The organism is Solibacillus sp. FSL R5-0691, assembly GCF_037974225.1.
In the GTDB taxonomy this organism is placed as follows: domain Bacteria; phylum Bacillota; class Bacilli; order Bacillales_A; family Planococcaceae; genus Solibacillus.
The window spans coordinates 3111561-3126314 of sequence record NZ_CP150231.1 but is presented as its reverse complement, the minus strand read 5'-3'; the positions used below and the strand labels follow the sequence as shown (position 1 = coordinate 3126314).

The 14754-nt window shown below is 33.8% G+C and carries 13 protein-coding genes and 1 pseudogene; 6 read left to right on the top strand and 8 right to left on the bottom strand.

From position 1 onward, the window contains the following. Positions 1–369 precede the first annotated feature (369 nt). Positions 370–2055, bottom strand: a complete 1686-nt coding sequence (locus MKY51_RS15780) for a methyl-accepting chemotaxis protein (RefSeq protein WP_339173804.1) — start codon at positions 2053–2055, stop codon at positions 370–372. Between the two features lie 189 nt (positions 2056–2244). Here MKY51_RS15780 and rlmD point away from each other — a divergent pair, with 189 nt between their 5' ends. Further along, the gene (rlmD, locus tag MKY51_RS15775) at positions 2245–3618 is read left to right on the top strand and encodes a 23S rRNA (uracil(1939)-C(5))-methyltransferase RlmD (RefSeq protein WP_339173801.1); all 1374 of its coding nucleotides are present in this window, start codon (positions 2245–2247) and stop codon (positions 3616–3618) included. 18 nt (positions 3619–3636) lie between these two features. Here rlmD and MKY51_RS15770 read toward each other — a convergent pair whose 3' ends face one another. Beyond that, entirely contained in the window at positions 3637–5145 is a 1509-nt protein-coding gene (locus MKY51_RS15770) for a recombinase family protein (RefSeq protein WP_339173800.1), read from the bottom strand. Positions 5146–5514: 369 nt separating this feature from the next. Here MKY51_RS15770 and MKY51_RS15765 point away from each other — a divergent pair. From MKY51_RS15765 to MKY51_RS15750, 4 genes and pseudogenes are all read left to right on the top strand, one after another. After that, positions 5515–5631: pseudogene (locus tag MKY51_RS15765) on the top strand (IS1595 family transposase); the annotation flags it as partial. 270 nt (positions 5632–5901) lie between these two features. Continuing rightward, positions 5902–6306, top strand: a complete 405-nt coding sequence (locus MKY51_RS15760) for an NUDIX hydrolase (protein WP_339173798.1) — start codon at positions 5902–5904, stop codon at positions 6304–6306. A 79-nt stretch (positions 6307–6385) separates the two neighbouring features. Then, on the top strand, positions 6386–6841 hold the full coding sequence (locus MKY51_RS15755) for an NUDIX hydrolase (protein ID WP_339176659.1): 456 nt from the start codon (positions 6386–6388) through the stop codon (positions 6839–6841). Positions 6842–7050: 209 nt separating this feature from the next. Then, complete coding sequence (locus MKY51_RS15750) at positions 7051–7665, top strand: kinase (protein ID WP_339173796.1); 615 nt, start codon at positions 7051–7053, stop codon at positions 7663–7665. Positions 7666–7787: 122 nt separating this feature from the next. Here the strand turns inward: MKY51_RS15750 and MKY51_RS15745 are convergent, their stop codons facing one another. Next, positions 7788–8423, bottom strand: a complete 636-nt coding sequence (locus tag MKY51_RS15745) for a GNAT family protein (RefSeq protein ID WP_339173795.1) — start codon at positions 8421–8423, stop codon at positions 7788–7790. 75 nt (positions 8424–8498) lie between these two features. After that, positions 8499–8912, bottom strand: coding sequence for a carboxymuconolactone decarboxylase family protein (locus MKY51_RS15740; RefSeq protein ID WP_339173792.1), 414 nt, complete (start codon positions 8910–8912; stop codon positions 8499–8501). 105 nt (positions 8913–9017) lie between these two features. Between MKY51_RS15740 and MKY51_RS15735 the strand changes: the two genes are divergently transcribed. Beyond that, positions 9018–9428, top strand: coding sequence for an Lrp/AsnC family transcriptional regulator (locus MKY51_RS15735; protein WP_339173789.1), 411 nt, complete (start codon positions 9018–9020; stop codon positions 9426–9428). An 898-nt stretch (positions 9429–10326) separates the two neighbouring features. Here MKY51_RS15735 and MKY51_RS15730 read toward each other — a convergent pair. The 4 genes from MKY51_RS15730 to MKY51_RS15715 all read right to left on the bottom strand — a co-directional run bounded on the left by MKY51_RS15730 (position 10327) and on the right by MKY51_RS15715 (position 14724). Then, a complete protein-coding gene (locus MKY51_RS15730) occupies positions 10327–10506 on the bottom strand; it encodes a hypothetical protein (protein WP_339173788.1) in 180 nt (59 codons plus the stop codon). A gap of 1197 nt (positions 10507–11703) precedes the next feature. Next, positions 11704–13167, bottom strand: coding sequence for a recombinase family protein (locus MKY51_RS15725; RefSeq protein ID WP_339173785.1), 1464 nt, complete (start codon positions 13165–13167; stop codon positions 11704–11706). Beyond that, on the bottom strand, positions 13164–14552 hold the full coding sequence (locus tag MKY51_RS15720; protein ID WP_339173783.1) for a recombinase family protein: 1389 nt from the start codon (positions 14550–14552) through the stop codon (positions 13164–13166). The genes MKY51_RS15725 and MKY51_RS15720 overlap by 4 nt, the downstream gene beginning before the upstream one ends. Next, positions 14545–14724 carry a hypothetical protein gene (locus MKY51_RS15715; protein WP_339173781.1) on the bottom strand — a complete coding sequence of 60 codons (180 nt, stop codon included), beginning with the start codon at positions 14722–14724 and terminating at the stop codon, positions 14545–14547. Before MKY51_RS15715 ends, MKY51_RS15720 begins: the two co-directional genes overlap by 8 nt. Positions 14725–14754 lie beyond the last annotated feature (30 nt).

Genomic DNA, 14754 nt, shown 5'->3' with positions numbered 1-14754 from the left:
GCTTGCGGCGGAGTTTGTTCTAATATATTGCTTAAATGTTCTAATAAAATAAATTAAGTTCTAATAAAAGGCGGAAGTTCTAATATATCAGCTTGATCTTCTAATATCGGTCTAAGATGTTCAAATAAACCGGCCAAATGTTCTAATATCCTTTCACCATCTTCTAATAAAGCTCCCCATTGTTCTAATATCCGCACACCTCCATAAAAAAGAGCAAACTAAACACTCTGCAGAAAGTCTATTTTCTAATTTCCCGCTCAACTTTTCTAATAAACGAAAATTTCTTCTAATATCCAACGAGAAACTTTTAAAAAACCCTCACTTCAACAATTAAAACCGTTAAAGTGAAGGTGATTAAAAGCAATCATTCTATAATGTAAATTTCTCCATACTTTGTTGGAGCTGTTTTGCCTGATTGGCTAAACGTTTAGACAACTCTTCCATTTCAACAACAATTTCAGTTTGAAGTTGAGTCGCATTGGCTACTTGCTCAACATCGGTCATCGTTTTTTCAGTACCTTGCGAAATTTCGATGACAGAAGCGGCAACTTCTTCAGAGCTTGCTGAAATTTGCTGTGATGTAGCAGAAATATGTTCTACACGTTCCGTTATACTGTAAATATTGTCGGTAATCGTATGGAATGATTGACCGGCACGATCGATGATAACAACGCCATCCGTTGCACACTTGAGACTGTTTTCCACCGCTTCGCCAACATTTTGGGAATTGTGCTGAATCGTTTCGGTTAAATGCACAATTTCGTTTGCCGATTTTTTCGACTGCTCTGCAAGTTTGCGAACTTCATCTGCAACTACAGCAAAGCCTTTCCCGTGTTCACCAGCTCTAGCCGCTTCAATGGCAGCATTCAAGGCGAGCAGATTTGTCTGATCTGCGATATCGGTAATAGCTTTCGTTATTGTACTGATCTGCCCCGACTGTTCGATTAACACATTTGATAGGTTGGATATCGATTGAGTCGATGTATGCACTGTTTCCATTTGCTGCATCGCTTCATCAATAATTTTCACACCATCATTGGCAAACTGCGTTAATGTGACAGCACCGCTATGCAGGTCCTGTGTTGCACGTGCGATCGAGTTAATTCCCTGAGCTGTTTCATCTACAGCAAGTGCACTTTCATTTGCTCCAATGGTCATCGTTGAGGCTGTTTGTGCAGTATGCTCGATCAGTTCTTTAATATGAGCCGTTTCCGAAGAAATCGACCCACTGTTTCTCATAAGTGCATCCGCCGAATTGCTAAGCTGATTCGCATTTTGCTGAATACTTAACAACAACTCCTCAAAGTTACGCTGCAATGAAATAAAAGCATTCGACAGCAACCCGAATTCATCTTTTGTGTGAACCGGTTTATGTTCAACTTTAATATTCCCGTCTGCGATTTGTTCCAGATCATTTGTAATGGATTGAAGACGCTGTGTAATACCGTATTTCGTATAGACCATATAAAATCCGATGACGATAAGCGTAATAATAATGAAAACAATCGACAAAATCGTAGAAAGTGAGATCATGTCTTTCGTATTGTTTACGACTTTATCAAGCTCTTTGTTTTCGACCTGTTCTACTTTCTCCGCAAGTTCACTAGTGAATACACTCGTATATGTATAATCTCCATTTACCATAGACAAAGCGGACGAAATATCACGTGCCTGTACAGAGGAGATCACCTTATCCATTTGCCCGGCAATTATTTCCGACTGATCTTTTAAGTTTGTAATAATCGGTTTAGCTTCTGCTAAAATATTTTCTTCTTGTACTTCCTCAATTAATTGAACGAGGCTTGTTGTATGGTTGTTTAGTAAATCCAAGTTATTTTGAGAAGGGTCTACCGCATAGGCACGTGCATAAATCCCTTGGGATAATATGTGCTGCTGAATATCGTTAATACGCGTAACCTGTGCCATTTGTACATCAACGGCTTTGGAAACCTCATCGCCAATACGGAAAAACTGAACGGTTGCAAATCCGATTGAAAGCAGAAGAATCGCCCCGATTAAAATAAAGCCTATATTAAGTTTTTTGCGAACTGACATGTTTTTTCTTCTCCTTGAAATTAATAGAATTATTTAAGCTATATGGTAAATTATATAGGCAATACTTACTGAATACTAGAACAAAAGTAATAATTTAAATTACTCTGAATATTAGTGGAAAGTATAATAAGTGCAAAATATATAGAGCGTGGTACAATAAAGTGATTGAAATGAGAGGAAGAAATGAACATGTCTGCACCAATTAAAAAAAATGATCGTCAAACAGTTTATATAGAAGATTTAACACATGATGGCAATGGCGTTGCGAAAATTGATGGCTATCCATTATTTATACAAGGGGCACTTCCTGGAGAAACTGCCGAAATTCATGTAATGAAAACATTGAAGAATTATGGCTTTGCAAAAGTGATCAATATACTGCAAAAGTCGCCTGATCGTGTAGAAGCGCCATGTGTCTATTTCTCGCAATGTGGGGGATGCCAGTTACAGCATCTTTCGTATGAGGGACAATTGAAATGGAAACAAAATATGGTTGCAAATGTGATGAAGCGTCTTGGTAAAATCGATGCTCCTGTCCTTCCGGTAAAAGGGATGGAAGAGCCTTGGCATTACCGCAATAAATCACAAATACCATTCGCTCAAAACGAAGCAGGACAAATGGTGGCAGGGTTCTATAAAACGAAGTCACACTCAATCGTTGATATGGAACGTTGTTTGATTCAAACAGGGGAAGCCGATGTTGTCATGGCAGACCTGAAACGTGAATTAGAAATTTTAGGTGTGCGTCCATATGATGAAAAATCCCATCAAGGCATGCTGCGTCATGTTGTCGTTCGTAAAGGGCGTGCAACAGGCGAAGTGATGGTCGTACTCGTTACGAAGTCCAAAAAATTCCCGCAGGCGAACGCGGCGATCGAAAAAATCCGTGCGCTAATCCCGAATGTTACGTCCATCGTGCAAAATGTAAACGGCGAGAAAACAAATGTCATTTTCGGTAATGATACATTTACGCTTTGGGGCAAGGATACAATTGAAGATACAATCGGCAATGTCCGCTTTGAAATTTCGGCACGCTCGTTTTATCAAGTCAACCCTGTTCAAACAGAAGTGCTTTATAAGCAGGCACTTGATTATGCACAGCTGACAGGCAATGAACGTGTAATCGATGCATATTGCGGTATCGGTTCCATTTCACTGTTTTTAGCCCAAAAGGCTGGTCATGTAATGGGTGTTGAAATTGTTGAGCAGGCAATTGAGGACGCGAAACGCAATGCCGCACTGAACGGTTTTACAAACACATATTTCGAAGCAGGCCCGGCAGAGGAAGTTATTCCACGCTGGTATAAAGAAGGTAAAGAAGCAGATGTATTAGTAGTCGATCCACCGCGTAAAGGCTGTGATGAAGCGTTACTGAATACAATCATCGAGCAAAAACCGAAGCGTGTAGTGTACGTATCATGCAACCCTGCAACGCTTGCACGTGACCTCCGCATTTTAGAAGATGGCGGATATAAAACAAAAGAAGTACAACCAGTTGATATGTTCCCGCACACGACTCACGTCGAGTGCGTCTCGCAACTTATTTTAAAAGAAGAGGATTAACCCTTTTAAAGAGGACAGTTACCCATCGAGGTTACTGTCTTCTTTTTGTGTTTCAAACGGATTTTCAAAATTATAATGAATTCTAATTTCTCCGTTTACACTACAAGAAATTTTATCGACTAATGTATTTAGCATTTGTGAAGTTAATATATCGACTGTGAAAAATTGTTCAAGCTTATTCTTTAGGGATTTTAGATAATTTTCATTTGAACAATTAGTTAACTCACGATCTAAATCAGAAATAGTCAACTTAACTTCATCAATTTCATTACTGACGTTCATTCTTAATTCATTTAAATCTTCTTTTGAAATAATTTTATCCGTGTATAAATCAACATAGTCCCGCTTTTTCTTTTCTAGATTGAAAATTTTCTTTTCTGCATTTCTTAATTTTTCCTCGATTTGACGTTTTTTTGCATTCATCTTGTTTTCAAAGCGTCTCATTAGTGTATCGTCTTTAAAGATTTGAAATAAGGCCTTTATGTCACACGAGATTACTTGTTCTAAATCAATAGATTTTATAGGGTGTCTATTTAAACAAAAGCGTTCTCCGTGTCGTATATTGCCTCCGCAACGATACCCTTTTTGATTCGCTTTATACCACATTCCTTTTCCACAGTCTTCGCAGAAAATAAGGTTAGAAAAAAGATGTGTAGATGGTGCTGTTGCAGCTCTTGTTCGCTTATTCAGCAACTTTTCAACAGTTTTGAATGTTTCAAATGAAATAATAGGTTCGTGAGTCCCTTCGTGAATAACAAGCTTACTTTCTTCAGTTGTACGACGCTTGTTTGTTGTTACTGAAATCGTTTCAGTACGAAGTTGCACCATATCTCCACAATAATGTCTATTCATTAAAACTTTTTTAACGGTTGATGAATGCCACACATTTGATGCATTTTTTTTATTAGCTACCTGAGATGGGGTTAGGATATTGGCAGTAAATAAATCTTTCGCAATAGTGTCCATACCTTTTCCTGCTAAATATTCATTAAAAATGCGTCGAACAACTTCAGGGGTCTCATCATTACGAATAATAAGTTTTCCCTCTTGGCAGCTATAACCATATGGAGGAGTTGACCCAATAAATTGCCCTTTCTGTGCTTTAATACGTCTAGCCTGTTTATTTCTTCTGCTGCTATTAGTCGATTCTGTTTCATAAAGCCAAGCGAAGAGACCAAAGTTTTGAATGTTTCCTTCGATTGTATTTACAGAATTATCTAGGCAAACGATGTGGATATTATGCAACTGACAAGTATCCCTCAATTCGTAAGATAATCCGCCATTTCTAGCAAGCCTTGAAAGCTCTTTTGCTAAAATGACATCATACTTCTTTTCCTTTCCATCTTTAATTAAATTTTTAAAACCAGGACGATTACCTTTAGTACCAGATTTTTTGTCTGTATATATGTGTGTGATTTCCCAACCGCGTTCCACAGCATACGCTTTAAAAATATCAATTTGATTATCAATAGACGTCTTTTGGCCGTCCATTTCTGTTGAAACACGTGCATAAATTGCACATCTCATATAAAATCACCACCGATTTTGTATTGAGATGCTGGTGGGTTTATGGTTTTAGTGTTAACTAATTTATTTGTTTTTAAATGGGCAGTCTTAAAAAGTTGTTTGTCGTTTAATGATGGCATAAATGTTTTTCTCCCTAATCCAAATTGAAAAGCTATAGAGGAGCTATTAAATTGCTTAATTAGCACTTCAATTTGATATAAATTTTTACGAAGGGATTATATTTCCTAGAGTCATAAAAATTCAACCCTTTAAGGGACAACAAACTATGCTGTGTTTAAACTTTCAGGGCAGTATGAAAATTTGTTATTGCGTTAGGTGTAGTATTAGTAATTATTACACTAAATGTCTTTTTGTTACGATAGGTGAGTAATTTTAAATCAGAAAATTGCTGTAGTTGGAACACAAGATCGAAATAACAATATAATTGCAAGGATGGCTGGTAGGGGCCGGATAAAAACAGAAGATATTGATGTAGTAATTGGAGATTAGAAAGCATCTTCTTCTTTGCTATGCTTGCATACAGTTACCAATTATAAAAAATTCGCAGTCATTACAGATATTTAAGAATATAATTCAGTAGTTATAAACACTTAGAACGATATAAGTAGGTTAGTTGTGGAGTGTTAGTTAACTTGTGTTCAACAAACTGGCCATATTGTTGAATTACTTTCTGTTTTATCACACAACAATTTTGGGTCGTTTCTTGAAAAATAATGTTATATTAGTGATAAATGCAAAATATGGGAGATTAAAATTGTGCGATATAAGCTTTGGAATGGTGCATCAGCCATTATAATTAAAGACAATCAAGTTTTAATGATACGTACAAAAGATTCTAATAGTTGGAGTATTCCTTCGGGGGGAGTAGAAGTTGGTGAAACCGCAGAGGAAGCCTGCATACGCGAAATTGCAGAAGAAACAGGTTATGAAGCTAAAATAGTTAAAGAATTACATACCAAAAAAACAATTATCAAAGAATATAAAGTAACAACACAATATTTTTTATGTGAAATTACTGGTGGTAAAATTCAATATCAAGACCCCGATGAAGAAATTGAAGAAATTTCTTGGAAGAATAGCAATGAAATTTCAAAATTAATGCTTACATATCCTGAAGACCAAGAAGTTATTGAAAAACTATTATCTAATTTTTCTTTATAAAAATCTTTAACAATCGGGCGCTTTCCTTGAAAAAGGAAGTGGTCCTTTACAGTTAAAACAAAGTATTTAACGGGGGAGGATATTAATTATAGTTACAAAGAATAACGGTTTTGAATTCCTTGAATTTATTTTTGTAAAAGAAACTGAAATTTATAACTATCAACGATTAGCTGGATCATATGCAGTAATTAAATGTGATGACAAATATCTTCTATGTTATAACACTCTAAGAAAACAATGGGAATTGCCGGCAGGACAAAGGGAAGCGAATGAAACACCAAAAGAGTGTGCTATAAGAGAACTTTATGAAGAAACTGGTCAAAGAGTTTTTAATATAGAATTTAAGGGTTTGTTAAAAGTAAGAAATTTAATAAATGGTGTAATTAAGTATAATCCTGTTTACTTTTCTACTCTTGAAAAACTCCATCCATTTCAAAAAAATAACGAAACGTCTGAAATTAGATTATGGGACTTAGAGCAAAAGATTGGTCACATAGATGAAGTGGATATAAAAATATTTGATTTTATAAAATAAGATGGTATTCGTAAAGAAGAGCTTTATTTGAAAATTGATCTTCCACAATCTGGGCGCTTTTCTTGAATAAAAAATGCTTTGTTCAATTATAGGGCCAGTTTAATAACAATTTTTTGAAAGATATGAAAAGATGCTTGGGCATATATTTAAAAGGTACATAACTTAATAAAGAATTTAAATAACAAAACCATCGAAGGGATTTCATTTATATGGTTAATTCTGATAACTTGATTTTTCGAATTAAAGAGGGATACGAAAAGCATATTAAAACAAGACCCTATCTCATTGCTCTAGATGGCTTATCAGGTGCTGGCAAAACAACCCTTGTAAAGCAGCTTAAAGGAATACTAAATAATGTAGTAATAATTCATATTGATGATCATATTGTTGAAAAATCCAAGAGATATGGTACAGGGCAGGAACAATGGTTTGAATATTATCAATTACAATGGGATACCGAATATTTGAAAGAACAACTTTTTCAAAAGATTCAACAAAACGTTCAATCATTAACATTGTCTTTTTATCAAAAGGAAGAGGATACTCATATCAACAAAACTATTAATTTCTCATCCAACAGCATTGTAATAATTGAAGGTATCTTTCTTTTGAGGGATGAATGGAGAAGCTTTTATGATTACATCGTTTACCTAGATTGTCCTAAAGAAATAAGATACGAGCGTGTACTGCTACGTGATACATATATTGGAGATTTAGTAGCAAGGTTAAAGAAATACAAAGAACGATACTGGGTAGCAGAAGAATACTATTTAAAAAAGCAGCAACCTTTTGAACAAGCTCATTATATTCAAAAATCTACCTAAATTCATCAGCTTCATATTAATAATATATGTATTTGGACACAATCAGTGGTTTAAAAATCGGACATCAACAAAGCTTTTATTATGTTCCTAAATAAAAGAAAATGAAACAACCCTCATCTAATTTAATGGGGGTTGCTCTTTTCCCACGCATTATCCTCGGCAATTTTTTCGATACTAAGTATTCTTTTCTCGTCATATGTTTCAAGATAATCTTCGTGAAGTATTCCATAAACAACACAGTCTTTATATTGGTTTTTGGCATTACGAATCATATGTCTGATGATTCCTTCTTTAATCATCCCTGCCTTACTCATTATTTTCCCTGAAGCAGGGTTGTCCGTATTATGTGCAGCAGAAATCTTGTGAATATTCATATATTGGAATCCAAATTCCACTACTGCCATTAAAGCTTCGGTCCCATAACCTTGATTCCACCATTCGTATCCAATAGAATAGCTTACTTCACAGTTTCCAGTGGTGTTATCAAATTCATACAAATCGATTTCTCCAATCAATTCACTATTAACTTTTTGTTCAATAGCCCACCAACAAAATTCGTTACTAGCATAATTACTTATAATTTTTGCTACTCTCTCACTTGTTTCCAAAATGTTCTTATGTACGGCACTCGCCCGGTTGTCAGATACCCGTTCGTCTGAAAGCCAATGATTATAAACCTTTTGAGTATCTTTTATTTCCATCCTTCTAAGGATTAATCGCTCGGTTTCTATTTTCGGTGTTCCTAAAAAAATTATCAATTTTTCACCTTCTCTTCTAATTTTAAGTATTTAATATTCTTCTTTTGGATTTAAGTTTCGCATATTTTGCCAGCTTTAATTTGAAGCTTTCAATTGCATTAAGGCTCCAAAATACTGCGAAGCAGTCGTAAAACTAATAAAAGCTAGGAGTTCACTAATTTCTTCATCCGATAAGTACTCTTTTAAAACTAACGTAATATTAAGTGGTGTATGCCCTTTTGTTTTCAAAAAGGCTTCGGCATAACTGGTACATATAGCTGTTTTTTCATCGTAAAGTATTGGATCTGGTTTTCCTTTTGCTTTACAGTATTGACAGCCATTTTCTTGTGCAAGAACTCTACGGACTTGTTCCTTCAATGTAGCAGTTAAAAACCCATCTTTTTCAAGCAAATCACCTAAACTAGCCCAGTGCTCTTGAACTTTTATATTAAAGCCTAATAATTGCTGAAAAGGTGTATCACCAATTGTATTGTTTTTTATAATTGTCATTATTCATCCCTCCGGTTTTAATATAAAATAATTATAGAAAATTTCACATTATTTATTTAATGTGTTTATATGCTTATTATTTAAGAATAGAAAGGATTATTTAAAATGGATTTAATTGATGAACTAATTATTAATGAACTTAAAAAAGATAGTAGATTATCTATGACCGAAATAGGTCGTCGCGTTCATTTAACATCACCTGCTGTTCGAGAGAGGGTAAGGCAATTAGAAGATAAACAAATTATTACGGGGTACACCGTTAATTTAAATGCAAAAAACCTAGGGTTTCCAATTGCAGCAATTATCGAAGCGACAATCAAAAATAACCGTTATGAAGAATTCAAACAGCACATTTTGTCTTATTCAAATATAGACTTTTGTTACAGAATTGCAGGAAATGCTTGTTTTATGTTAAAGGCAAATTTCTCTACATTTGAGGATTCAGAAATTTTTATTAATGAATTGATATCACTTGCACATACAAAAACAAACTTTATTTTTTCTGAAGTAAAATAGAAAAATTCTAGCTTTATTTCAACAATCTGGGCGCGTTTCTTTAGGAATACGTTTTTCAATTCAAGGGGCATAATATTGAGTAACATTTCTTTGGAGTTTAAAGATGATTTTTGCATCTTAAGTGAGTAAATTTTAGTGATTCTATTGGGGAGATAAGACACTTTTACTTTATTGAAATTCCGCAATCGGACCATTTTGTGGAGCAACGTTTTTCTTTGGGGGAGTGTTAGAGAAGATGCACATTTATATTGATAAAAGAATGGCTATACAAGTTTTTATGCAAATTAAAGAACTCGCTCTGCAAGTATAAAAGCTACTTTAGTAACGTTTCAGCGACTTGCATAAAATAACGTATAAACAATGTTCAAATAAAAATCGGTAAACGCTGCTACAACAACGTTTACCGATTTTTCTTATACCTTAGCAATATTCACCACATAATTTTGAAAAAGCTCAAACAACATTTATTCAGTTATGTGAATTCCTAAAAGAATTGATTCCAGAAGGCGATTATTGTGAAATATATATATTTTGGTTGGGTGATGAAAACGAACCTATGGAATATAAGATGTCTATTGATTTAAATAATCCAATAATCAAGCCGTTTGAATACTATGAGAAATGTCTTATTAAGTTGTTTAAATAGCAAAATCAGCCTCGTTTAAGTTAATTAATCGAGGCTGATTTAGTTCCCAAAGTGGGGTTTCGGGACTTTTTTGCATCTTAGTATTTCAAATTTGATTCATATGTACGAATCGAAACTCACTTTATGGATAAATAGATAATTCCCGTGAAATGATTTTTATAATAACGATATATTAAAGTAAGAATAACTAAGATGATATTAAATATATTCGCATAATAATTAATTTTAAACACGTTCAGTAAAATTTATCCTTTATTTTCCAATTCGTTTAACCACTCGAAATTTAGTACCTATCTCCCCATCAAACCAGGCTGCATTTCGTAGTTCTTGCACTTTTTTACGTGCTTCTTTCTTGGTGTTATATACACCAATATCTTTCCAGTAGGCATCGAAAATTTCGTAGTATTGCGTCTGCACCACATATAAAAACATAACAAAGCTCCTATTCATAGTTTCTCCTCACAATTATTATAGGAACATTTGTTCTATTTTATAACAAAACAATTATTTCTTTTTGCTTATCCTAAGTGCTAAAATCTATTAAGTACACTTTAGGATTTATAATGCTAAGATTCAGCGTTTTCCAATCGTCAGATTGGAACATATCTGGTGTTACTATTTACCGCTGCCGCTAAATATTTTACCACCACGGATATAAATACCTCCGTGAGAAACACCAGCTTTATAAGTGCTAGCAAACAATACTGAGTTGTTATGCCGGTAGCAATAACTGAATAAAACAATTTCTGCAATAATCGGGCGTTTTTCAGAGGAATGAATTTGCGCTCTTTTTACTTTTTAGGCACAAAGCGATGCTTTAGATACATTTTATTATACAACTCACAGTTTCCTTATTATAATCAACATAGCCAATTTCACTACGATTCTTTGTTGATACTGAAATAGTTTTAGTACGAAGTTGCAGCATATCCCCCTATAATATTCGCTAATAAACTTTTCTGAATATTTATGATATAATAATTGTAATTAAATAATTCGTATATTGAGCACTTACGAGTGTAACTGCAGCCCCCTCTATACCAGTAGCAATAAGCTTACTCCTGTTAGCAATTGTATTAAGAATTTTCAGCTTAAAAATATTGACAGGAGAGATGTCTATGAAAAAATTACCTAGTCTTCTAAATGCGAAGTTCCTTATATCTGTTGTATCGGAAACATTTTGGACAGGAGTATCTGGTATCGCTGTAAGTGCTGAGTATATGAACGAATAAGTTTTTAAAAAGTCGTCAAATGACGACTTTTTTTGTTCCCATTTTTTTAAATGTGCTTCGTCTAAGGTAAAGGTGATCTTTGTGAAATATACTTAAACAACCGGGAGCTTCAGTTGAATATGAATAATTAATATGGACTAAGATTTTTATGGAAATGATACTAAATCTAAAAAACTAATTAGATGTATAAATTTCGGTTGTTTGTCCAAACTAATAATAGACTTTCGGTAAATCATCCATATTGGTATACCATTATGGATGATTTACCGAACTTACTACGGAGAAAAGCCCTAGAAATAAAGCATTTACAACCAATCGAATTTTTAACAAATCCGAAAGTAAAATAAGTTCGATAATGTATCCAATCATTCTTATATTAATTTCGGTAATTTATCCATTATATAGGAGAAAAATGTTCACCAAAAATGTTCGTCTTATAATGGATATTGGTTTTGAATTTAGATGACAATAAAGCAAAATCTACAAAATATAGAATGATTAATCGTTTTTCAGTTATATCTAATTGATGAGACAAAATGCTTTGGAACCGAGAGAAAAAATAATTAGAATCAACAGAGTGATAGATTTCTTCTAAATTCTCCTGACAACATCGTAACTCGACTATTTTTCCTTGATGTTTTTCAAGAAGAGAAATGATAGCTAATTCCAATTCACGATCATTAATTTGCGTTGCGATCACCTTTTTTTTCATTAGATTATCAATCGAATTTTCCATATTTGCAATCTGTTCTTCCGCATCTTCTTGCATTTGAGTAAGGAATTCTAAGGTTTGTTGTTGGGTTTTCTTTAGCAATGTAAGACTATGAATTCGCTTTAATATTAATGGCATAAGCACTTCGTGAACTTCCCCTGCAACTACTTTGTAATCACATATCTTACAAACATAATAGTAGTATTGATAGTTCTTTCCATTACGTTTAGTTGAAGCATTTTTAGTAGCTAAAACTTGCTGACAATGCTCACACTTCAGTTTATTAAGAAATAGAAATGGTGTATCAAACCGTCCATATTTCTCTTGTAATAATTTATTCTGTTGATGTGATTGAAGGAGAAAATCATTAATAATTGGTTTGTGAGTATGTTTAAATAGGAATTGTTTCTGTCCTTCCTTACGTTTATGAACTTCCCAGGTCAAATCTCCAGTATATACGGGGTTTTTTATAATATTTTCTATAGTACTTGAACGCCATTGCTTTCCACTTGGAGAAGTAATATTTGCTTCATTTAAAAGTAACGCAATTTTATTCAATGAATGCCCCCAGCTATATAAGAAAAAAATAAAGGATACAACTTCCGCATCTTCATTTGGATGAAGCTTTTTATCTTTTTGTACATAACCATAAGGAATTTTTGAACCTGGCCGTTGGGGGACATTTTGTTCTAAATTGCTTACAAGACTGCCAATTGCTCGCTCTGATTTTACTTCTGATTCGTGTTGGAATAAGAGGAAATTCATTTTCATTTCCATACTATCCGGATTGATTGGTTCAGTGTTCTGTGTTGTATACACCTCTAAAAAAGGTAGCTTTTTAAGCAATGGACGATAAAAATCAATTGTAAAAGAATAACCAGTTCGATCCATTCGTGATGCGTCGTAAAATATTACAATAGGTATATTCATTTCAACCATTTTTTCACCCATCCGCATTAGCTCTTTTCGTTGATTCGCGCGTTTTGTAAAGGCGCTGGTTACATCTTCAATAAAAATAAATTCATCCGGTACGTTCATTTGATTACGGGCAGCAAACTCTTGAATATGTTGTTTTTGTATTTCCACGCTATTGTTTTCTAACTGTTTGTAAGAAGATCGGCGGATATAACCAAAGGCCAATTTTTTCATAAAAGTACTCCTTCTTCATAAATGAAAGTTTTTTGGATGTCTTGAATATAGTCAAATCGACTAACATCAAGGTAGATTTCATTTTCAAACACAATTATTTTTTGTATTAACATTGATGAAAGAAAGTAGGGATTTAATACTTTACCACTTTCTAGATAATCCTTAATAAGCTGTATGATGTTTTTGTTACTTAGCAAAAGTTGCTCAGTCTCTTCAATTTTTGAAAGTGATTCTTCAACTTCAGCTTCTAACTTCTTAAGTTCTTGAAATCTAGGTTCCTCTTTCCACTTCTGTAGATCATCATTTTCTAAAATAATTGTTTTTAAAATGTTGTCTTTAGCCCTTTTGAGAGAATATATATTAGACTCCAGAGGCTTTTTGATGGACTTAAAATAAAGTTTAGAATCCTTCATAAGCTTTTCTGTATCAAGCTTTTTTATGATGTTTTCTAAAGAGTGCAGAATTATAACAGATAAATCATTTGCGGTTATCATAACCTTCGAATGTTTTCGAGCGCAGCTATAGTTAGCATCTTCCTCTTGGATGTTGTAATGGAAGTTCATTGGTTTTTGACAAATTCCACAGTAGGGCTGGTAAATGTTCTGTTCTTTAAGAAAGGTAATTTTTTCTTGGTATTTTGAAAGAATAGCTCCTTTTTTTTGTAATTCTTCAAATTGAGCCAGTGTTAGATAAGGAGTTACGTGAATTAATTTGTTTTTACCGTTGCTTAAATCATAGCCAGCATAAAAAGGATCAGATGCTATTCTTAAAAGAGTTTCTGTGTTAGTTTTAAGACCCTTTTTAAATTTTTGTAACAATAGATCTAATTCAGTGTATGAAGTTACGTTTGCCAACTCAATAAAAAATTGAGTAAGTAATTTCTCTTTGTCTAACGCTTTTTTATACTGTTTATTTACTTTTACATAACCTAACTTTTGAGCAGGGTATCTCTTTCTTGCTTCTTCTGTCCTCCGAGCTATATTTTTTCCTTCTACATCCCCAACAATGTTTAAAACACCTTCAATTAAGGTGTTATTGGTTGACTGCTGATGCCCGTTGCCCACGGAAGTGAAGAAAAGGCGCACATTTTTCTTACGACAGATAGAAATGAAATAATTTGATTCATAAAAATCTCTAAATAATCGAGAACGATCAAATGCATAGATGACATCCACTTGATCTTTTAGAATCATCCATACCAATTTCATCATTTCGGGGCGTTCAGATAAACGTAACTTGTTAGCTGAAACAGCGTGTTCTTCAATAACTTTAATTTCTTGAGGTAAATATTGTTGACGATATAAAGCATCCGCAGAAATTTGCATTTCTAAATCTTGATTTTTTGAGCTTACTCGCCTAAAAAAGACTATATATTTACTAGTCACTGTAATCCTCCTTACTCTTTTCTGCCAGTAATACTTGGTGTAGTAGCTTTGCCTTTAACCGATATGGAACATCTAGCTGTTCCACAATAATTCGTTGAATGAGTAACTGCATCCATTTCTCGGTAACGGTATTATTCTCAGAATCTATTTGTAAATGAATTTTCCTACGCATAAAAAACACCTCCTTCTGTCAATGTTGACT